This is a genomic window from Streptococcus sanguinis SK355 (assembly GCF_000212855.1).
In the GTDB taxonomy this organism is placed as follows: domain Bacteria; phylum Bacillota; class Bacilli; order Lactobacillales; family Streptococcaceae; genus Streptococcus; species Streptococcus sanguinis_A.
In genome coordinates this window covers 1,754,505-1,775,657 of the sequence record NZ_GL890993.1, presented here as the reverse complement: position 1 = coordinate 1,775,657, position 21,153 = coordinate 1,754,505, and the positions used below count along the sequence as shown (strand labels likewise).

The 21,153-nt window shown below is 40.8% G+C and carries 18 protein-coding genes and 2 pseudogenes; 9 read left to right on the top strand and 11 right to left on the bottom strand.

All coding sequences use genetic code 11. The annotated features are described in order from the left end of the window. Window positions 1–124: 124 nt before the first annotated feature. The 6 genes from HMPREF9389_RS02910 to HMPREF9389_RS02935 all read left to right on the top strand — a co-directional run bounded on the left by HMPREF9389_RS02910 (window position 125) and on the right by HMPREF9389_RS02935 (window position 7,484). Window positions 125–1,093: a thiamine pyrophosphate-dependent dehydrogenase E1 component subunit alpha gene (locus HMPREF9389_RS02910; protein ID WP_002906568.1), complete on the top strand. Its 969-nt coding sequence runs from the start codon at window positions 125–127 to the stop codon at window positions 1,091–1,093. Between the two features lie 18 nt (window positions 1,094–1,111). After that, a complete protein-coding gene (locus HMPREF9389_RS02915) occupies window positions 1,112–2,104 on the top strand; it encodes an alpha-ketoacid dehydrogenase subunit beta (protein WP_002900354.1) in 993 nt (330 codons plus the stop codon). 697 nt (window positions 2,105–2,801) lie between these two features. After that, window positions 2,802–3,845 (top strand): dihydrolipoamide acetyltransferase, encoded by a 1,044-nt coding sequence (locus HMPREF9389_RS02920; protein ID WP_002930462.1) that lies wholly within the window; start codon window positions 2,802–2,804, stop codon window positions 3,843–3,845. A 72-nt stretch (window positions 3,846–3,917) separates the two neighbouring features. Beyond that, complete coding sequence (lpdA, locus tag HMPREF9389_RS02925; RefSeq protein WP_002930460.1) at window positions 3,918–5,624, top strand: dihydrolipoyl dehydrogenase; 1,707 nt, start codon at window positions 3,918–3,920, stop codon at window positions 5,622–5,624. A 66-nt stretch (window positions 5,625–5,690) separates the two neighbouring features. Then, window positions 5,691–6,680 carry a lipoate--protein ligase gene (locus HMPREF9389_RS02930; RefSeq protein ID WP_002930458.1) on the top strand — a complete coding sequence of 330 codons (990 nt, stop codon included), beginning with the start codon at window positions 5,691–5,693 and terminating at the stop codon, window positions 6,678–6,680. A gap of 165 nt (window positions 6,681–6,845) precedes the next feature. Further along, window positions 6,846–7,484 carry a hypothetical protein gene (locus HMPREF9389_RS02935; RefSeq protein WP_002930456.1) on the top strand — a complete coding sequence of 213 codons (639 nt, stop codon included), beginning with the start codon at window positions 6,846–6,848 and terminating at the stop codon, window positions 7,482–7,484. Between the two features lie 86 nt (window positions 7,485–7,570). Here HMPREF9389_RS02935 and xerS read toward each other — a convergent pair. The 9 genes and pseudogenes from xerS to HMPREF9389_RS02980 form a co-directional block, all read right to left on the bottom strand. Further along, a pseudogene (xerS, locus tag HMPREF9389_RS02940) lies at window positions 7,571–8,640 on the bottom strand (tyrosine recombinase XerS). Window positions 8,641–9,021: 381 nt separating this feature from the next. Further along, window positions 9,022–10,155 (bottom strand): helix-turn-helix domain-containing protein, encoded by a 1,134-nt coding sequence (locus tag HMPREF9389_RS02945; protein ID WP_002930452.1) that lies wholly within the window; start codon window positions 10,153–10,155, stop codon window positions 9,022–9,024. Next, window positions 10,156–10,809 (bottom strand): hypothetical protein, encoded by a 654-nt coding sequence (locus HMPREF9389_RS02950; RefSeq protein ID WP_002930449.1) that lies wholly within the window; start codon window positions 10,807–10,809, stop codon window positions 10,156–10,158. It abuts the gene before it with no gap. A gap of 411 nt (window positions 10,810–11,220) precedes the next feature. After that, window positions 11,221–11,664 (bottom strand): MepB family protein, encoded by a 444-nt coding sequence (locus HMPREF9389_RS02955; RefSeq protein WP_002930444.1) that lies wholly within the window; start codon window positions 11,662–11,664, stop codon window positions 11,221–11,223. A gap of 53 nt (window positions 11,665–11,717) precedes the next feature. After that, window positions 11,718–12,518 (bottom strand): alpha/beta hydrolase, encoded by an 801-nt coding sequence (locus HMPREF9389_RS02960; protein ID WP_002930443.1) that lies wholly within the window; start codon window positions 12,516–12,518, stop codon window positions 11,718–11,720. A gap of 78 nt (window positions 12,519–12,596) precedes the next feature. Then, on the bottom strand, window positions 12,597–14,171 hold the full coding sequence (gene ffh / locus HMPREF9389_RS02965; protein ID WP_002930442.1) for a signal recognition particle protein: 1,575 nt from the start codon (window positions 14,169–14,171) through the stop codon (window positions 12,597–12,599). A gap of 28 nt (window positions 14,172–14,199) precedes the next feature. Continuing rightward, a complete protein-coding gene (locus HMPREF9389_RS02970; protein WP_004191299.1) occupies window positions 14,200–14,415 on the bottom strand; it encodes a hypothetical protein in 216 nt (71 codons plus the stop codon). Between the two features lie 2 nt (window positions 14,416–14,417). After that, the gene (locus tag HMPREF9389_RS02975; protein ID WP_032906723.1) at window positions 14,418–14,750 is read right to left on the bottom strand and encodes a putative DNA-binding protein; all 333 of its coding nucleotides are present in this window, start codon (window positions 14,748–14,750) and stop codon (window positions 14,418–14,420) included. Window positions 14,751–14,902: 152 nt separating this feature from the next. After that, window positions 14,903–15,601, bottom strand: coding sequence for a GntR family transcriptional regulator (locus HMPREF9389_RS02980; protein WP_002909746.1), 699 nt, complete (start codon window positions 15,599–15,601; stop codon window positions 14,903–14,905). A gap of 324 nt (window positions 15,602–15,925) precedes the next feature. On the opposite strand from HMPREF9389_RS02980, the gene guaA reads away from it, so the two are divergent. The 3 genes and pseudogenes from guaA (at window position 15,926) to HMPREF9389_RS02990 (ending at window position 18,927) form a co-directional block, all read left to right on the top strand. After that, window positions 15,926–17,488, top strand: a complete 1,563-nt coding sequence (gene guaA, locus HMPREF9389_RS02985; RefSeq protein ID WP_002930440.1) for a glutamine-hydrolyzing GMP synthase — start codon at window positions 15,926–15,928, stop codon at window positions 17,486–17,488. 202 nt (window positions 17,489–17,690) lie between these two features. After that, window positions 17,691–17,992, top strand: a pseudogene (tnpA, locus tag HMPREF9389_RS0111355) (IS200/IS605 family transposase). Window positions 17,993–18,165: 173 nt separating this feature from the next. Continuing rightward, complete coding sequence (locus HMPREF9389_RS02990) at window positions 18,166–18,927, top strand: TraX family protein (RefSeq protein WP_050540631.1); 762 nt, start codon at window positions 18,166–18,168, stop codon at window positions 18,925–18,927. Window positions 18,928–19,002: 75 nt separating this feature from the next. Here the strand turns inward: HMPREF9389_RS02990 and HMPREF9389_RS02995 are convergent, their stop codons facing one another. Next, a complete protein-coding gene (locus tag HMPREF9389_RS02995) occupies window positions 19,003–19,983 on the bottom strand; it encodes a DUF1002 domain-containing protein (protein WP_002930437.1) in 981 nt (326 codons plus the stop codon). A 275-nt stretch (window positions 19,984–20,258) separates the two neighbouring features. Beyond that, window positions 20,259–21,113: an alpha/beta hydrolase gene (locus HMPREF9389_RS03000; RefSeq protein ID WP_002930436.1), complete on the bottom strand. Its 855-nt coding sequence runs from the start codon at window positions 21,111–21,113 to the stop codon at window positions 20,259–20,261. Window positions 21,114–21,153 lie beyond the last annotated feature (40 nt).

Below are 21,153 nucleotides of genomic sequence, written 5' to 3'. Positions count from 1 at the left end.
AAACCAGTTTATCCAATGGATTGACTGGTTTTTCTTTGTGAAATATAAGTGAGCAAAAGTTTTGACAGTGCTTACAGCTTTAGATAGAATTAAATAGAAGAATTATGCTTAGAAAGGCAAAAAAATGGCAACTTTAGATAAAGATCTTTTGTTAGAGATGTTCCGTAAGATGGAAGAAATCCGTCGTATGGACTTGAAAATTGCTCAACTTGTAAAAAAAGGAAAGGTTCCTGGAATGACTCACTTCTCAGTGGGTGAGGAAGCAGCCAATGTCGGTGCTATGCTGGCCTTAAATGAGGATGATTTGTTGACTTCTAACCACCGGGGGCACGGTCAAGCTATCGCCAAAGGAATCAACCTCAACGAAATGATGGCGGAAATCCTAGGGAAATACACCGGAACCTGTAAAGGAAAAGGCGGCTCTATGCACATTGCTGATCTAGATGCTGGAAATCTTGGTGCTAATGGTATCGTAGGTGGTGGCATGGGAATCGCTGTCGGAGCAGCTCTGACCCAGCAAATGCAGAAGACAGGCAAGATTGTTGTCTGCTTCTTTGGTGACGGTGCTACCAACGAAGGTGTCTTCCACGAAGCAGTCAACATGGCTTCTATCTGGAATCTACCAGTAATTTTCTATTGTATCAATAACGGCTATGGCATTTCTGCTGACATCAAGAAAATGACCAATGTAGAGCACATTCACGAGCGCAGTGCAGCTTATGGTATTCCGGGTATGTTCATTGAAGATGGCAATAATGTTCTGGATGTCTATGAAGGCTTCCAAAAGGCTGTGGAGCATGTTCGCAGTGGTAAAGGACCTGTCTTGATTGAGAGTGTAACCTATCGTTGGTTGGGACACTCTTCCTCTGATCCAGGTAAATACCGTACTCGTGAAGAAGTAGAAGAATGGAAGAAGAAGGATCCAATCGAAAATCTTCGTAAATACCTGCTGGAAAACAAGATTGCAAGCGAGGAAGAGCTAGAAGCTATCCAAGCTGGAGTAAAAGAAGCAGTAGAAGCGTCTGTGAAGTTTGCAGAAGAAAGCCCGTTCCCGCCGCTTGAATCTGCCTTTGAAGATATTTACGCGGACTAAATAGAGGAGAAAAAGAAAATGGAAACTAAAACTATGTCTTTTCGTGACACCATTATCCTCGCTATGTCTGAGGAAATGCGTCGCGATGAAAATGTACTCTTGATGGGAGAGGATGTCGGAGTCTTTGGTGGAGATTTCGGAACATCTGTTGGTATGCTGGAAGAGTTTGGACCAGAGCGTGTACGCGACTGTCCGATTTCGGAAGCAGCTATTTCTGGAGCAGCAGCTGGAGCAGCTATGACAGGGCTGCGTCCAATCGTAGACATGACCTTTATGGACTTCTCTGTAATCGCCATGGATGCTATTGTTAACCAAGCCGCTAAAACGCGCTATATGTTTGGTGGAAAAGGTCAGGTGCCAATGACTGTCCGCTGTGCAGCAGGTAATGGAGTTGGTTCTGCCGCTCAGCACTCGCAGTCTTTGGAATCTTGGTTTACCCACATACCAGGTCTTAAGGTAGTCGCTCCAGGAACTCCGGCTGATATGAAAGGCCTTCTCAAAGCTTCTATCCGAGACAACAACCCAGTCATTATTCTGGAATACAAGTCTGAATTTAACCAAAAAGGCGAAGTGCCACTGGATCCTGAGTATGTAATCCCACTTGGAGTGGGTGAAATCAAAAAAGAAGGTACCGATGTAACAGTTGTTACCTACGGAAAAATGCTTCGCCGTGTCATGCAGGCGGCTGAAGAATTAGCAGAAGAAGGTATCTCTGTAGAAGTGGTTGACCCTCGTACATTGGTGCCGCTTGATAAGGATATTATCATCAATTCTGTTAAGAAGACTGGAAAGGTTGTTCTGGTTAATGATGCCCACAAAACTAGCGGTTTCATTGGTGAAATTTCAGCGATTATTTCTGAGTCTGAAGCATTTGACTATCTAGATGCTCCAATCCGCCGTTGTGCAGGTGAAGATGTGCCAATGCCTTATGCACAAAACTTGGAAAACGCGATGATTCCGACCGTTGAAAGCATCAAAGACGCTATTCGGAAGACATATCATAAAGAATAAGGTATAATAAAGAAAAGGCTTTCTCACGAATTAGATTACATAAATTATTTTATGTGATCTAATCTTGTGTAGAGGGTTAAAGAGACTTAGAATTTTACTAATTGCAGAAAATCGTTATTCGGATTGATTATATCCGATGAGCAAATTAGTAAATCTACAAGGTTGATCGCCGATAGTGGCAACCGTAGCAACTTGAGATATGTTTGTATTCAAGTTACTTGTAAAGTTGCAACAGGAGAGAGTCGAATCGATGATATTCGACGAACGACTTAGTAAGTCTACTAGGTTGGTCGTAGATAGCGGCAACCGTAGTAACTTGAGATACGTTTCGTATCCAAGTTACTTGTAGAGTTGAACTCGGGCTAAAAGCTTGGAAAAAAGATAAATCTTCTCGCCTTCATCGAAGCCTGCGTAGATTTCCTATTTTTCAATTTCTTTTTACGCCCTTAGTATGATTGGAACTGAATTCGGACGGAGGTCTGTGAAAAAAAAGATAGATTACCTTGTGTTCATCGAACACAGCGTCAATCTCCTATTTTTTCATTGCCCTCTGCGTCCTTAATATCTTATATTTGAACACGGGCTAAAAGCTCGGAAAAAAGATAAATCTTCTTGACTTCATCGAAGCCTGCGAAGATTTCCTATTTTTCAGTCGCTTTTTAACGCCCTTAGTATCATAATTAGAATTGGAGAGGTCATGGCTGATGATAAGCTAAGAGCGACTCCTGCAGCTAGAAAGTTAGCGGATGATTTGGGAATCAACCTCTATGATGTTTCTGGTTCAGGTGCAAACGGTCGTGTCCACAAAGAAGACGTGGAAACTTATAAAGATACAAATGTGGTGCGCATTTCACCACTGGCAAAACGAATTGCCCAAGAACACAATATTGCTTGGCAAGAGATTCAAGGAACTGGCCATCGTGGCAAGATTATGAAGAAAGATGTTCTTGCCTTCTTGCCTGAGAATGTTGAGAGCGATACAATAAAATCTCCTGCTCAAATTGAAAAAGTAGAAGAAGTGCCTGATAATGTCACTCCTTACGGGGAAATTGAGCGTATTCCAATGACACCAATGCGTAAGGTTATCGCCCAACGTATGGTTGAATCCTACCTAACTGCGCCAACCTTCACGCTCAACTACGATGTCGATATGTCTGAGATGCTGGCTCTTCGTAAGAAGGTTCTTGATCCAATCATGGAAGCAACTGGCAAGAAAGTAACTGTCACAGACTTGCTTTCGCTAGCTGTTGTGAAGACACTGATGAAGCATCCATACCTCAATTCGACCTTGACAGAGGATGGCAAGACCATTATCACACACAACTATGTCAACCTTTCAATGGCAGTCGGTATGGATAATGGCCTGATGACACCAGTTGTCTACAATGCAGAAAAAATGAGCCTATCAGAACTTGTGGTTGCCTTTAAAGATGTAATCGGACGTACTTTGGAAGGCAAGTTAGCTCCAAGCGAGCTGCAAAATTCAACCTTCACAATCAGTAACTTAGGTATGTTTGGTGTTCAGTCCTTCGGTCCTATCATCAATCAGCCAAACTCTGCTATCTTGGGTGTGAGCTCAACAGTAGAGAAACCTGTCGTTGTTAATGGCGAAATTGTTATCCGTCCAATTATGAGTCTGGGCTTGACCATTGACCACCGTGTAGTTGATGGAATGGCTGGAGCTAAGTTTATGAAGGACTTGAAGGCTCTGATTGAAGATCCAATTTCAATGTTGGTATAAGATTTTCTTTGCTAATCTAAAAAGCAAAGAAGCACGCAGCAATGAATCACTAAATTAGAAAAGGAAAGAAAAATGGCTTTAGAAGTAATTATGCCAAAAGCCGGCGTAGATATGACTGAAGGGCAAATTGTCCAATGGAATAAGAAAGTCGGCGAATTTGTCAAAGAAGGGGAAATCCTTCTGGAAATCATGACTGACAAGGTCAGCATGGAATTGGAAGCTGAAGAAGATGGCTATCTGATTGCCATTCTCAAAGGTGACGGAGAAACTGTTCCTGTAACGGAAGTCATCGGTTACTTGGGTGAAGAAGGAGAAAACATACCAACCGCTGGCGATTCTGCTCCTGCGGAAGCACCAGCTCCTGCACCAGCTGCAGCAAGCACAGATGATGATAAGAGTGATGATGCTTACGATATCGTTGTTATCGGTGGTGGTCCTGCTGGTTATGTAGCGGCTATCAAAGCAGCGCAACTGGGTGGCAAGATTGCCTTAGTTGAGAAGTCTGAACTCGGCGGAACTTGCTTGAACCGTGGCTGTATTCCTACCAAGACTTACTTGCACAATGCTGAAATCATTGAAAACCTTGGTCACGCTGCTAATCGCGGTATCATCATTGAAAATCCAAGCTTCACAGTAGACATGGACAAGGTCCTTGAAACTAAAAACAAGGTTGTTAATACGCTTGTTGGAGGTGTTGCCGGTCTTCTCCACAGCTATGGCGTAGATGTCCATAAGGGAATTGGTACCATTACTAAAGACAAGAATGTTCTTGTAAACGGCAGCGAGCTGCTAGAAACGAAGAAGATTATCTTGGCGGGTGGTTCAAAAGTCAGCAAAATCAATGTTCCTGGTATGGAATCGTCTCTTGTGATGACCAGTGATGATATTCTGGAAATGAACGAAGTGCCAGAAAATCTAGTTATTATCGGCGGTGGTGTTGTCGGTATTGAGCTTGGCCAAGCCTTCATGACATTTGGCTCAAAAGTCACTGTCATTGAAATGATGGACCGTATCGTACCAGCTATGGATGCGGAAGTTTCTAAAAACCTTCGCCTCATCTTGGAGCGCAAGGGCATGACGATTCTAACTGAAACCAAGTTGGAAGAAATCATCGAAGAAAATGGCAAACTCCGTATCAAGGTTGAAGGAAAAGAAGATATCCTCGCAGATAAGGCTCTGCTTTCTATCGGACGCGTGCCAGACCTAGAAGGCATCGGTGAGGTTGAATTCGAACTGGATCGCGGTCGTATCAAGGTCAATGAGTATATGGAAACTTCTGTTCCAGGTATTTACGCGCCAGGTGACATCAATGGTACTAAGATGCTGGCTCATGCAGCTTTCCGTATGGGTGAAGTCGCTGCTGAAAATGCTCTGAAAGGTAACCACCATATTGCTAAACTCAATCTGACACCTGCAGCTATCTACACCCTGCCAGAAGTAGCAGCAGTTGGTTTGACAGAAGAGCAAGCTCGTGAGAAATACGATGTAGCGATTGGTAAGTTCAACTTCGCTGCTAATGGTCGTGCTATCGCTTCAGATGCAGCTCAAGGATTCGTTAAAGTCATTGCTGACAAGAAATATGGTGAAGTGCTTGGTGTTCATATCATTGGTCCTGCAGCCGCAGAATTAATCAATGAAGCATCAACCATCATCGAAATGGAAATCACCGTAGAAGAAATGCTTAAGACCATTCACGGTCACCCAACCTTCTCAGAAGTCATGTACGAAGCATTTGCGGACGTACTGGGATTGGCAGTTCACTCACCTAAGAAAAAATAATTTAAAAGATAGATTAGACTGGGCATAAATCATTGTTCCAGTCTCTATCGTATAAAGAGGTAGCTTATGAAATACATTGTTAACTATTCAAATGATACAGCTTTTAATATCGCTCTGGAGGAGTATGCTTTCAAACGCCTTTTAGATGAGGATGAAATTTTCCTGCTCTGGATCAACAAACCTTCTATCATCGTGGGGCGCCACCAAAACACTATTGAAGAGATCAACCGTGATTATGTTCGTGAGCATGGCATTGAGGTCGTACGTCGTATCAGCGGCGGTGGAGCTGTTTATCATGATCTAAATAACCTCAACTACACCATTATCTCTAAGGAAAGTGAAGATAGAGCCTTTGACTTCAAGAGTTTTTCCACGCCGGTTATCAACACCTTGGCAGAACTTGGGGTAAAGGCTGAATTCACTGGCCGCAATGACCTAGAGATTGATGGCAAGAAGTTCTGTGGCAATGCGCAGGCTTATATTAATGGCCGTATCATGCACCACGGTTGCCTGCTCTTTGATGTTGATTTGTCTGTCTTGGCTAATGCGCTTAAGGTTTCTAAAGACAAGTTCGAATCAAAAGGGGTTAAATCCGTCCGTGCACGCGTGACAAATATTGTCAATGAATTGCCAGAAAAGATTACTGTTGAAGAATTCCGCGACCTGCTTCTGGACTATATGAAGAAAGAATATCCAGAAATGACAGAATATGTCTTCTCCGAGAAAGAACTGGAAGAAATCAAGCAAATCAGAGATAGCAAGTTTGGAACTTGGGACTGGAACTACGGTAAATCGCCTGAATACAATGTGCGCCGTGGCACCAAGTTTACCAGTGGTAAGGTAGAAATCTTTGCCAATGTTGTTGAATCAAAGATTCAGGATATTAAAATCTATGGAGACTTTTTTGGTATTGAGGACGTAGCAGCAGTAGAAGATGTGCTGCGCGGCGTTAAATACGAACGCGAAGATGTGCTCAAAGCCCTTGAAACGATTGATATCAGCCGCTACTTTGCCGGAATCAGCAGAGAAGAGATTGCTGAAGCTATCGTCGGTTAAAATATGACATAAAGAAAACCAAGCTCTCGAAGAGTTTGGTTTTTCATGTAAACAGTATATTTCAAATCAACAACATTCTTACGTTTCCTTGACCAGCTAGTTTTCTCTAGGCTTTATCTGCCAGATATGATAAAATGATAGGGAATCAGAGAAAGAGGTGTCTTGATGCAGAAAGTCCCAGTAGAAAGCCTTGGTCTGTTTGAGCAGTTGGACCGCACAGTTGTAGCTTTTCTGAAGAAAAAACCATCTCCTAATCCAGACAATTTTTATGTTAGCATATCTGCAGAAGATTATGAGAAAAAGAAAGAAGAATTTGAAAAATCAGGCTATCAAGCCGTCAAATTGCCACTTGGCATGGCGCTAGATAATGTTATTCAGCAACTTTCTTTCCAAAATCTTGTCATTGGCGGACTCTATATGGTAGATATCTTCGTTCCCAAGGAAGACCTGATGCCCTTAAAGGATCTTGTTGATAGCTTTTGCATCATGTTTGCAGCAGCTAATAATCGAATAGAGAATATCAAGGCTTACGACCTGATGAAGAGTAAGACAGTTTACTTTATCGGAAGACTCTTCACAGACAACCCTCAGCCAGGTGATGAAGTTAGCTTTGAAGGGCTGAATAGAGAAACAGCAGACGGCTCCTACGAAGCGGTCAAATGCTTCCTAACTAGAGAAAGCGCTGAAAAGTACAACTCTAAAAATCGACCTGTCACAGCAGCAAACCTTGAACATCTCAAGCACTTCTGGGGCAAACCGCTGATTATTGAGCCGCATCGGAACTATTGGATTGAGTTTTTATAAAGGAAAGAGCGAAGCATCTAAACTAGATTTTCGCTCTTTTGTTATTATTGTCATTCTGTTAATTACATATTTTAAATTATGTAACATTATAATTTATCCAAAGCATTTTTTGCTCGTCGTTGACAATATGAGTGTAGAGGTCAGTTACCTGAGTACTAGCATGCCCTAGCTGATGACTGACGAGAACTTGAGATTTGGTTGCATCGTATAAGCGTGTAGCAAGCGTGTGGCGGAGTTTGTGAGGCGTCACTCGCACCTTGAAGTCCTCAGAATACTTGGCTACCATTTTTTCGACACTAGAAGCATCGATTCGATTAGGAGTGCCACGGTATTCAGTCAAAAAGAAGGCTGTATCCGTCTTTTCGGCCTTGTATCGTTTGCTTCGAATACTCAGATAGTCTTCTAAATAGGGCTTAGCAAATGCAGCAACATTGACAGAATCCCTTTTTCCTCCTTTTCTTGTCACTTCAATGACCATCATTTTGAGATTGATGTCTTTTAGGTCTAGATTGACAGCTTCAGACAGACGAACACCAGAGGCTAGCAGCAAGGCAATGATAGCTAAATCTCGTTCTTTGTTTTTGTTGAAGGAGGACAGAGCGCGGTTAGAGAGCTTCTTAGGGTACTCCGTATCAATATACTGGAGAAATTCTTCCGTCTCATCCCCTAAAAAGAGCTTTTGCTTAATATTCTCTGCACGAGCAGCCAGAGTTTCCTTTTTCTTCTTAGTAGCAACCTTTTTCATCACATTTCGATAGAAGTAGGGCTCACCCTGCTCGTTTTCCACTTCCTCCGTCAAATATTTGTAGAGACTGGACAAAGCTGAAAGAGTCCGGTTGATGGTTGTCTGGGAAACACCGTTTTGAGTTGTATTAGCATTGAGAAGCGGACGTTCACGCAGATAAAGAATGAAGGCTTCCATGTCTTTCTTGGTCATATTTTCCAAGACCGATAGAGGGATCTCAGCAATATGCGAAGCATCCGTTATACCAGATTCAAGCACCCAGTTAAAAAAGCGATCATATTCTTTGAGGTATTCGTATAAGGTTGTAAAACTATAAGGCACCGCCAGCTTAGACTGGTAATATTCCAAAATGTACCAGGGCATAGTGGCTTTGAGTTTATCAATTCTTTCTAATAACAGTTCACGTCTCATCATACTTCTCCGTTTTTTCCATAACAGTAGTATAGCATATCTAGATATATTTTTCAAGAAAATTATAGTTTTTCGGAAAGATGATAGAGGGGCCTATATAATCTGACTTTACTATTCAAACAGATTATATAAAATATAAATTAACTAAAAAATTAAAAAATGTATTTTATTTCGCGGAAAACTGAATTTTTTAAAAACCAAAACTTACACTAAAAATGTACATTATTAAAGTATTAAAGTGAAAACTGAAATTTTTTCATTTGTACTTTTTGATAGAACTGATTCGATATGTGAAAATGAAAATCCGTTCCACTAACACTGAAAATGTAAATATTGCATCTATACTCTATAACTACAAAAAAGTCTCAATATTGAGACTTCTCATTTAACTATTCTTAATACAGGACCTTTTTGTGCCAATTGATAATTATCATTAATTGAAATATCTAATGATTTTTCTAACTCATCTTTGGGTAGAGATAAGTTAGAAATCAGTTCATTTTTTTGTAAAATATCATTACTGATAATTAAGTCAAATACTTTACGGTAAAGACTAGGTTTTTCAGGAGTCAATTCATCGTCCAAAGGCTCACGCTTCTTCCACTTATTAAAGCCAATTTTCTTAAACAAATATAATTTTTGATCATCATTGATTAACTCTAACTGATAAGTTCTCATAATCATTGATTGAATAGAAACTTTCCAATATTTCTTTAACTCAATATAAAAGTCTAAATTAGTAGATAACAAAGATTTTAAAAAACCATTCTCAGGTAACAATAAACAAGAAGCAAAATAGTTCGCCTGCCTCTCAATAATATTCTTTAATTCCTGAGAGGTATAGTCGTGAATACTTTCAATATCTCCATGGAGTAAAATATGACCTAATTCGTGTGCAATATTAAAACGACGACGTACAGCAGATTCTCCATTATCTGTCAGCATGATATACGGTCTATCTTCAATCCATTCTGACACTGCATCCAATTTGTCATCAGACATATTGGACTCAACAACAATAATACCATTAACTTCTGCAATCTCAGTGAGATTAGAAATTGGTATATCTTTACCTAATCCCCATAGTTCTCTTAATTCTTTAGCTTTTTCCTCAATATCGTTATCCGTAATATCGTAAATAGTTTTCGTTAAAATATCAGGTAGAGTTAATTCAGGAAAATTAACATACTGAGACAGCAAATCATAAATTTCCTTTTGAAATTCTAACCTGACAGCCTGCATATCCCTTGCTCTTTTAGTAGCCGCAGATTGACTACGAAAAAAAGTGGCCCCTTCATAAAACCTTTTAGGTTCAGAAGTAAAATAGGTGTATGGAAAATCTAGCTCAGCAACAATTGTCATTAACTTACTTGCTCCTGGATGTGTTTTCCCTAATTCATAATTAGAAATCATTTGTCTAGATATTCCTGTGCGTTCAGCCAATTCTTTTTTAGTTAATCCTCTGGCTATTCTAGCCTTTGTTAGTTTAGAGGGACTAAATATTCCTTGTTCCATTTACTTCTCTCTCCTAAGAAGCTTTTCTGACAGCTCCGTTAAAGTCAAATCTAGTTTCTTTTGAGTGGTCTGCTCTTGTTCTTTCGAGGCAACAATCCGCTGGGTATTCATAATATCTACTTTCTCAATCCATTGCTCTGTATCAACATTTGGCAAACCCAACTGAACAAATTGCAGGTGATGATTCTTTCCACCGTATGTTAAGAGGAGAAACGGTGGGTTATCAGTATCATAATGCTTATTGATATCCTCTTGGGTCGTAAAGAGATCAAATTGTTTATTTTTCACACTAGCCACACTTCTGTGAAGAGCTTTTTTCGGCATTGTTTTTATACTTCTGGTTTTTACTGGAGAAATAATGGCTCCTTTTGTTTCAATCATTGTATAAGTATAGCCGTTCATTTTATTATTCACTGCCGATAACATTTGCACATCTGTTTTCATTGATGAATCTTCTAAAACTAAGCGCAACGCTACATCAACTAATGCTTGTCGGATATGCCCATAAGTCTTTCGCATTTCTGGGTGCCGCAATACAGGAGTGGTATCAATGAGTTCCCACAAAAAACGATAGGCCTCTTTAATACTGTATGCTAATTCACCAGCTAATCGTGGGTCACACTCTGCTTCTAAATGAGTTCTTAAAATTCCCATCTTTTCTCCTAACTATTAACTTTATACATGCCATGTTAATAGTTTACCTTTTTTAAAAAAAATGTCAATACTGAAACATACTAAGAATAGTAGGGAGAAATTACGCACTGCTTTTTTGGGGCAAAGTAGAGGTGTCTTTTTAAATCAAGAGGCTTTTCCAAAATATTCATTTACTATTTAATATTTAGCATCCCCATCGATACAAACGTTGTACATTATTCTTTCTTAAAATAATGTACAAACACAAAATAAAGTACTTTTTTCAATTTACGTATTTTATGCTTCTATCTCAATATTATCAAGGGTTTAGACCATCTTAAGTCAATTGTACATAAACTTTTAGTTTTCAAAACAGATAATAAAAACAAGACAGAATTGATGAGCTAAACTCTGGCTTGTTTTACCTAAAACTTATTCTTCTAATTCGATTTTTTGAAAATAATCCAGTTGCCATTTTTGTGTTGCCTGAGCTGTTTTATTTAAATTTGTGCACCAGGAAGGATAAAACCGCATAGCCATCTTTCCTTTACAATCCTTTGTAGAAAGAATTTTTTTGCTGATAGCCACCTCTTTGGGAATTATAAATAAACCGCAATGACAGTCGTCGATAACGACAATAACCAGTTCATCACCCAAGTCTCTATCAGTATAAGGAATATTCTTGTTGTCTTGGTCTTTTTTCCAAAAGACTGTAAAGTATCCTTCTTTTTTGGGTGTTTTCTTTGCCAAACGGCATCTTTTATATTCTTGATTATCCTTTGGCTTAATTAAAATGCTTTCATAGTCTTCGTTCCATTTTTCATTTACCAGATCAAAGTCACCATAATACCTATAAAGAATGTCTGTCATTTTCATTGTTTTATTGCCTTTCTAATTTTTCACCAAAATAAAATTATGTAAAATAATTGCTAGAATAAAAATTCCCTAATCAAATCAACTACTTGCTCATTTTGCGGCAAGGAAGAATGATGGGCATCCTTGCCTACTATAACGACCTCTCTGTGTGAAGCAATCTTTCCTTTGTAAATCAAACTCCCAGCCTCTACACTGCTTTTATGGACAATTCCGTCACCATCTCGGAAAAAGATTCCTAAAATTGATAAATGCTGCAGCTTCTTAGGCAGTTTTCCTTGGTTGGCTACAAAGTCATCTAGCATTGGGACTCGATAATTAAGATTTTTCTTGTTCAGATTATAAGGACTGCCAATAGTCAGGAGCTTTTCCATTTCTAACCCAGAATGGTTTGCTAGGTATTGCTGAAGAAATACTGTATAAATTAGACCACCGTTAGAATGTCCTAAAGCCTTAAAGTTGTTAAAAGAGTACTTCTCTCGCAAAACGGTCAAGGCAGCGTCAAACATGGCTGCCTGCTGCTTGATGTTTTCATAACCATCGCGATTATTTTGAAAGCCAACTACAAAAATGGGATTTCTATCCTTTCGCTTCAAATGCCCTCGGTAAGTTATACGACCGTCATCCCAGACTTTAATACGGATTAGACTATGATGCGGATGCTGATTTCGATTAAGCTTTTTAACCATTCGATTAAAACGATTCTCAGTCGCCGAACTACCTGGAATCATGATAATAGGATGTATTTTGACCTTGCTGGCAGGTAGATGAGAAATAGGGTGGGAAGGCAGCTTATTCAATAATTTTTGAAAGGTTTTAGCAAGTCGATGAATTAATTGAGTCAAAAAAGGATTCATTCTAGTCTCCGTATCTGAATCTGATGTTTCCAAAAACAAGCCACATAAAACTTAGTTATGCGACTTGTTTTTTTGTTATTACTTCCGCTTCTTCTTGTTTTTCTTCATTTGCTTGGCCATTTTGTTCATGCTGCGACGCATTAGAAATTCTCCAGCCTTGCCTTTGAGACCGCCACCAAACATTTGGCTCATATCCGGCATGCCGGCCCCTCCTAAGCCTGACATATCTGGCATACCGCCTTGACCCATCATGCCTTCTAGAGCTGACATGTCGGGCATTCCTCCGCCGCCTGACATGTTCTTAGGCATATTGTTTGGATTAAGACCCATTTGCTTCATCATCTTGCTCATGTCACCTGACAGAACGCCCTGCATCATCTGCTTAGCTTGATTGAAGTCTTTGATAAACTTATTGACATCGACGAAGCTGTTACCTGAACCATTGGCAATCCGACGGCGACGGCTAGGACTCAGCAAGTCAGGATTTTCCCGCTCAGCTGGTGTCATAGAGGATACGATGGCACGCTTGCGAGCAATTTCTTTCTCATCTACTTTGATATTCTTGAGAGCAGGATTATTGGCCATACCTGGAATCAGCTTGAGCAAGTCTTCCATAGGTCCCATGCCTTGTACCTGATCCAGCTGATCAATGAAGTCATTGAAATCAAAGGTGTTTTCCCGCATCTTTTCAGCCATTTCAAGCGATTTTTTCTCATCGTATTCTTGAGAGGCCTTTTCAATCAGAGTCAGCATGTCCCCCATGCCCAAAATCCGGCTGGACATGCGGTCTGGGTGGAAGGTTTCGATGTCAGTGATTTTTTCACCGGTACCAGTAAATTTAATAGGCTTACCAGTAATCTGACGGACAGACAGGGCTGCACCGCCACGGGTATCACCATCAATCTTAGTCAGGATAACCCCGGTCACTTCCAGTTGGCTGTTAAATTCACGAGCGACATTAGCTGCTTCCTGACCAATCATGGCATCGACAACCAAGAGGATTTCATTCGGGTTAGCTAGCGCTTTGACATCAGACAGCTCCTGCATGAGCTTTTCGTCAATCTGGAGACGCCCAGCCGTATCAATCAGGACATAGTCATTGTGGTTGGCTTTTGCCTGATCCAAACCTTGACGGACAATCTCAACAGCTGGAACTTCAGTGCCTAAAGCAAAGACAGGAACATCAATTTGCTGTCCAAGTGTTTTCAGCTGATCGATAGCCGCCGGACGGTAAATATCCGCCGCAATCATGAGCGGACGAGCATTTTCTTCTTTCTTGAGCTTATTAGCAAGCTTACCGGCAAAGGTAGTCTTACCAGCCCCTTGCAGACCCACCATCATGATAATAGTCGGAATTTTTGGCGACTTGATAATCTCAGCAGTATCAGAGCCCAGGATAGTTGTCAGCTCTTCGTCAACAATCTTGATAATCTGTTGCGCTGGATTGAGGGTATCGATAACCTCATGGCCGACAGCACGCTCACGGACTTTCTTGATAAAGTCTTTGACAACTGGCAGGGCAACGTCGGCTTCTAAAAGGGCCAGACGAATCTCTTTGGTTGCTTCCTGAACATCGCTCTCTGAGATTTTTCCTTTTCTGCGCAGATTTTTAAAGACGTTCTGCAAACGTTCCGTTAAACTTTCAAATGCCATTTTTTATTTCTCCTAGTTTCTATTTCAATCAATTCAGTGGAAATTTTCCAAAACGAGTTAAACAAGCGTATTCTTCAGCAGAGACTTCTTTCATAATCTCATTTGGGTAGCCCCAGCAGCTGAAGCCTTCTTGCATTGCCTTAGAAAGATCGTCAGGGGAGATGATTTGTACCCTGGCAGGAAAAGATTCTTCCAACTCCAACAACCAGCAGGACATTCCCTTGTAGATAACTTGTTTAGCCATGGTCATTCTCGATTGTCAATACCCGACAGAATCCCAATCTGCTCTTGCAGATAGCTGTCGCCAGGGTATTTCTCCGTAATCTGGTCAAATATCTGACTTCTAACAATGTAGTCCGAGTACATGTGCAGCTTTTTCTCATAGTCTTCCAGAATCTTCTCCGTCCGCTTAATATTATCATAAACAGCCTGACGGCTAACACCAAACTCCTCAGCAATCTCAGCCAGACTGTAGTCGTCTGCATAGTAGAGCTCGATGTAGTTCATCTGCTTGTCAGTCAAAAGCGCCGCATAAAACTCAAAGAGAGCATTCATTCGGTTTGTTTTTTCAATTTCCATAAGAAACATTATACCAAAAAAGCATGATAAACTCTAGTCTGACAAGGGAAATAAACACACGAAATATGAGCTTGCAAAAGCTCAATCAGCTTTTTCTTCCGAGTAAAAGACAAGTTAAAAACTCTTAGTGATAACCAAGAGTTTTGCAATAATTAATTGTTTTCCAAATAAAATTCAAAACGATCGCCGACATACTGGCTTTTTACATATTCAAAAGCTGTACCGTCATCAAAGTAAGAAATCTGAGTCAGTCCCAAGATGGCATGGCCGCGAGGAATATCGAGGTAATTGGCGATTTTTTCCTTAGCCAGTCGAGCATAAATAGTCTGCTGGGACTTGCCGATCTTATAGCCATGTTCCTGCAAGGTCTGGAAGAAATGACTGGTCACCTCTTCTTTTTTGAAATTCTTAATGAACTTCTCTGGAATTGAAGCCACCTCATAAACCACCGGCAAATCGTCAGCGTAGCGAACCCGCTCCATCCGAATGACATTTTCTGTCTTATGGATGCCTAGCTTCTCCACTTCCTGCTCACTTGGCAGAGTACGTCGATAAGAAATGAGCTGGCTGGATGGTGTTTTGCCTTGTGCCTTCATGATTTCCGTGAAGCTGGTGGTGCCGCGCATTTTCTCCTGAACACGTGTGCTGGCTACGAAAGTTCCACTACCGACTCGACGCTCCAGCACTCCCTCCTCAACCAAGAGTGTAATAGCCTGACGCAGGGTCATACGGCTGACTTTAAAAGTTTCGGCTAGATCTCGCTCGCTGGGCAGGCGCTCCCCAATCTCCCAAACAGCATCGTCAATATCTTTCTTAATCTGATCATGAATTTTGATATATGCGGGTAACATGTCGGCTCTTCTTTCTTATTTGGTACCTTCCTTTATTTTAGTACCAAATACTTCAAATGTCAAACTAAATATTGAAGAATAGCTCCTTTTTCTCACGAATTCAGTTGTTTTTTCAAAAAAGATCAAAATTTTAAGAGTTTGTTTATTTGATTTTAGTCAGAGATAGCACTGGCGTCCATGGCAAGTCGGTCTAAACAAACGAAAATAGCAAACTAAAGTCTCATATTCGTTTTTTCATCACTCTCACTCCTTATTACCTTGGAAAAATTCCTTTTTTGTGATAAAATGAGGGGAAAAGATTACTTCTTTTAAGAAAGGGAACAGATGACAACTAGAACTGAATTGCAAGATGTCGAAAAGATTATCGTGCTTGATTACGGAAGCCAGTACAACCAGCTGATTTCACGCCGCATTCGTGAAATCGGTGTTTTTTCTGAGCTCAAGAGTCACAAGATTACTGCTGACGAAGTCCGTGCTATCCAGCCTGTCGGAATTATCCTTTCCGGCGGTCCAAATTCTGTATATGAAGACGGCTCTTTTGATATTGACCCAGAAATTTTCGAGTTGGGAATCCCGATTTTGGGGATCTGCTATGGTATGCAGCTGTTGACTCACAAGCTAGGCGGCAAGGTTGTACCTGCTGGTCATGCTGGAAATCGTGAATATGGGCAGTCAACTCTGTCACATACTGCCAACTCCAGCCTTTTCAACGGAACACCTGAAAGCCAGCTAGTTCTTATGAGCCATGGAGATGCAGTAACAGAAATTCCTGCTGACTTTGTCCGTACTGGTACTTCTGCTGACTGTCCTTTTGCGGCTATTGAAAATCCAGCTAAGAAAATCTACGGCATTCAGTTCCACCCTGAGGTTCGTCATTCGGAGTTTGGCTACGATATCCTGCGCAACTTTGCTCTTAATATTTGTGGAGCCAAAGGCGACTGGTCTATGGATAACTTCATTGACATGGAAATTCAAAAAATCCGCCAAACCGTTGGTGACAAGAAGGTGCTGTTGGGACTTTCTGGTGGTGTAGACTCTTCTGTCGTCGGTGTTCTCTTGCAGAAAGCAATCGGTGATCAACTAATCTGTATCTTTGTGGATCATGGTCTTTTGCGTAAAGGCGAAGCTGACCAAGTCATGGATATGCTTGGCGGCAAATTTGGTTTGAATATCGTCAAGGCAGACGCAGCTAAGCGTTTCCTTGATAAACTAGCCGGTGTTTCAGATCCAGAGCAAAAACGTAAAATCATCGGAAACGAGTTTGTCTATGTCTTTGACGACGAAGCCAGCAAACTGAAAGACGTGAAATTCTTGGCTCAAGGAACGCTCTATACAGACGTTATCGAGTCCGGAACTGACACCGCTCAGACTATTAAATCTCACCACAATGTTGGTGGTCTGCCGGAAGACATGCAGTTTGAGCTGATTGAGCCGTTGAACACACTTTATAAGGACGAAGTTCGTGCTTTGGGTACAGAGCTTGGTATGCCTGATGAAATTGTCTGGCGCCAACCATTCCCAGGACCAGGACTTGCTATTCGCGTTATGGGAGAAATTACTGAGGAAAAATTGGAAACTGTCCGTGAATCGGATGCTATTCTCCGCGAAGAAATTGCCAAAGCTGGTCTTGACCGCGACATCTGGCAATACTTTACTGTTAATACTGGAGTCCGATCTGTTGGTGTCATGGGTGACGGCCGAACTTACGACTACACAATTGCGATTCGCGCTATCACTTCTATTGATGGCATGACAGCTGACTTTGCCAAGATTCCTTGGGATGTTCTGCAAAAAATCTCTGTTCGTATCGTTAATGAAGTAGACCATGTCAACCGTATCGTCTACGATATCACCAGCAAACCACCTGCAACTGTAGAGTGGGAGTAAAAATATAAAAAGCATTATTCTTACTTTAAAAAGGGCAAAAAGCCCTTTTTAATTTTGCGACTTTCAGTCTGTCTCGCTCCGTAAGGTGCGAGACAAATAAACCACCCGCTATGCGGGTGCGCATTGAAGGTTATACCAAAAGAACTCCCAACGCGATACAATAAAGGTGTTCAAGCCAATTGTGAAGCGAAAGGAGAAATATATGGCGCAAAAGGCACATAATTTATCACACACAAAGTGGATGTGTAAATATCACATTGTGTTTACACCTAAGTATAGACGAAAAGTTATCTATAATCAATATCGAAACAGTTTGGGTGAAATATTTCACCGATTATGTAGTTATAAAGGTGTTGAAATTATCGAGGGTCACTTAATGCCAGATCATGTACAAATGAAGCCACCATTAAGAAATATATCCAAGAACAGGAAAAGCATGATATAGCGTTGGATAAATTGAGTGTAAAAGAATATGGGGGCCCCTTTAGGGATAGTGGTAAGTAATGCAAACACCTCTTTGAGAGGTTTGGGACGAGACAAGAGTAATGAGGCTTGAACAAAGTGAAAGCCAGCGCCTTTAGGCGCTAGCTGGTGATGTGGGCTTATAGCCCTGGGACAAACCACCCGTCTAACGGGTGGTTATGATTGCATTGACTTCGCACATCATTTTTTATATAATGACTAGTAAAATATTGATGAAGGAGTTAGAGATGAAAAAATCACTGGATGCTTTTCATTTGAAATTGATTGCTATTGCTGCTATGCTTATCAACCATTTGGGACATACGCTAGAGTTGGAAAATCAGAATATTTACTTATATTTCTTGACTGAAACAATTGGACGACTGACTTTTCCAATCATGGCCTATTTACTGGTTGAGGGATTTCAGTATACACGAAGCAGAGGGAAATACGCACTTCGTCTAACTCTTTTTTGGTTGCTATCCATTCTGCCGTTCTATTATCTTTTTGAAAGCCACAAACCGTTGACAGTTGACAATAACATTCTTTATACTTTACTCTTAGGGCTTTTATTGCTAGTATTTTTGGAAAAGGTTCAACATTCTTTTCTGCGCTTGCTCTTGATTTTAACATTCTCTTTTCTGACTTGGCAATCGGACTGGGGCTTTTTGGGAATCTTGACGATTGTTGGTTTCTACGAAAAACGGGAGGAATCAGACGGCTTTGTCACACCAATCCTCACTCTTATGGTAGTGTCTATTCTGATAAATCTTTGGGCCTTTTATACAGTTCCCAATCCTGTCCTGCTCTGCGATGCGGCTGCTATGTTGGGCCTACTCCTGACTCTACCGCTTCTCAAAGCCTATAACGGCCAGCGCGGCTATTCGCCTGCCTGGGTAAAGTGGGGCTTTTATGCTTTCTATCCGTTTCATCTTTGTCTACTGCTGCTCTTCCGTATTTTCTTTTTAAAAAGCTAAATTAAAATTTCATTTCTAGACATAAAACAAGGCCAGGACATTTTAGTCCCAGCCTTGTTTGTTATAGCCTTGGAATTAACCGCCAAACAATCCTTTAAAGAAGTTGACAATGGCATTCCAGATATTAGAAAAGAAATTACCGCCTTCTTGAAGGAGGCCGTTTGCATCAAAGTTGAGGTTAATATTGTTAAAAGTATCCCCTGCCTTTGAAACAATGCTGTCTTTCAAGTCACTAAGTGTCTTTGTAAAGTCAGAATCCGTAATGACTCCACTGTTTGAAAGATTGATAGCAAAATTCACGATGAGGTTAATTTGGTCACTGGTCACTGACTGAGTCAGACCGTAGTTTTTCAAGGTTTCTTCAACAATCTTACGGACATCATCTGCTGTCAGATTGCTGTTGTTCTTTTTAGCATTGGCGATAGCCGCTTTGATATCAGCCAGAGCCACGTTGAGCTTGTCTGCGTCATAGCCTTCCTTACCTGTATTTTCAGCATTGATACCAGAAAGGGCAGCCAGTTCTTCCTGCGCTAGGTTTTTATTTTCCTGAGGAATGGTCGCGCCATTATCTTCCAGAGAGTAGTAAATCCCTGCCAATGCGCTCTCACCTGTCACCGGAATCGGTGCTGCAACGGTAATCTGCGCGTGTTGAACACCTAGAGTAACAGCCGCATTGCGATACATATCTTCCGTAACCTTGGTGATGTTTTGCGGAGTGACAATTTTGACCTCTAATGGCTTGTTGCTGCCTAATTTCTGGATTTTTACAGAAGAATAAAGCTGCAGGCTAGGGTCGTTAGCAACATCCATGATTTTAGAGTAGACTTCCGGTGTCATGGTCTTAAGTGGCTTGCTGTCGCTGGATGAATTGTAGCCCAACATCTGCAAGGTCTGCTGTTTTTGGCTCTCATCTAAGGAGTAACCCAGCACATACTCTGGCTGCACGTATGTCTCATCAATGACTTTCTGAACATTTGAATCGGCAGCTGCGGTCGATACAGTAAACAGAGTAGCCAGTAAGGCTCCTGCTGTCATTAAAGTTTTTTTGAATTTCATATTTTTTCCTCTTTTCCTCCCGCTATAGTTTCCCAAATTCTATAGCTTTTTTCGCAACAAACTTTCTTGCTGAGTGCCTCAAATTTCTGTTTCTCGAGCTTGTGATTTTCGCTCCTTTTGATATTCAGAGTGCTTCAGTTGAGTTGCTGCAATGATGGAGTTATTATTATCTCATCCATAAATGGCTTGAGATAATAGATACATTTTACAACATTTCTCAAAGAAGTTCAAAGAAAAAACAGTTACTGAATTTACTAGCCAGTAACTGCTCTTTTCTACTTTTTCCAAAGGAAGTCAATTAATAACTCGTCTACTTCTGGATTCTCATGCAATTGGCTGTGCTGAGCCAACTGACCTGTGATTTTCTTTTCCTGGTAAGATTTAGCATTCTCAACTAGGAGATATTTGAGGCTGCGAGAAGAAATATTGAGGACAGAACCGTCGGATTCATTTTTAAAATCACCGTAAATGTTCAGAACATCTACCTGCTCTTGCGGGTAAACTTCTCGTAATCCCAATAGATTTTGATAAGTCTGGCTCATAGCACTAGGCTGGCCAGTTTGGTCGTCTAGAATTGTCAAATCTTCAGGCAAGTCCCTTCCTTCCAGACCGTTAACATGGTTGGCAATATTGACCTGCTTTTGCAACTGAGGAAGATTTTCATCCTGACCGTTCTCCAGCATATAAAAGAGGATGGACATATTCCCCATCGAATGGCCTACCAGATTCATCTTATCAAAGCCATAAGTCTCTTGTAACTTACGAATCACAGCTGCTGCATATTTGCCATCTTGGGCATAGTCTGCATTGCGGTTATCTTCATAGTTTACCTTAATAATGGGATTGATAGCACCTTTCGGTATCTCTCCTAATAAGCTTACTTGCCCATTTTTACTGACATTTGCTGTGATAATTGTCTGAGTGACTCCGGCCTTTTTGGCAGCTTCTGTCATATGATTTTCAGCATTAGAGCTGGATCCAAAACCATGGAAAAACAAGGTCGGCGTTGTTGACTGCACATATTGTTTTGTGTTGAGCTCAGTGGCTTCTTTATGGTTATAAAAAGCTGTTAGACCGGCAATTGTCACTAAAATCAGAACGAGGAGTTTAAAACCGAGTTTCTTGTTCATTTTTCATTCCTTTTTATGATAGATGTACAAAATTATATCA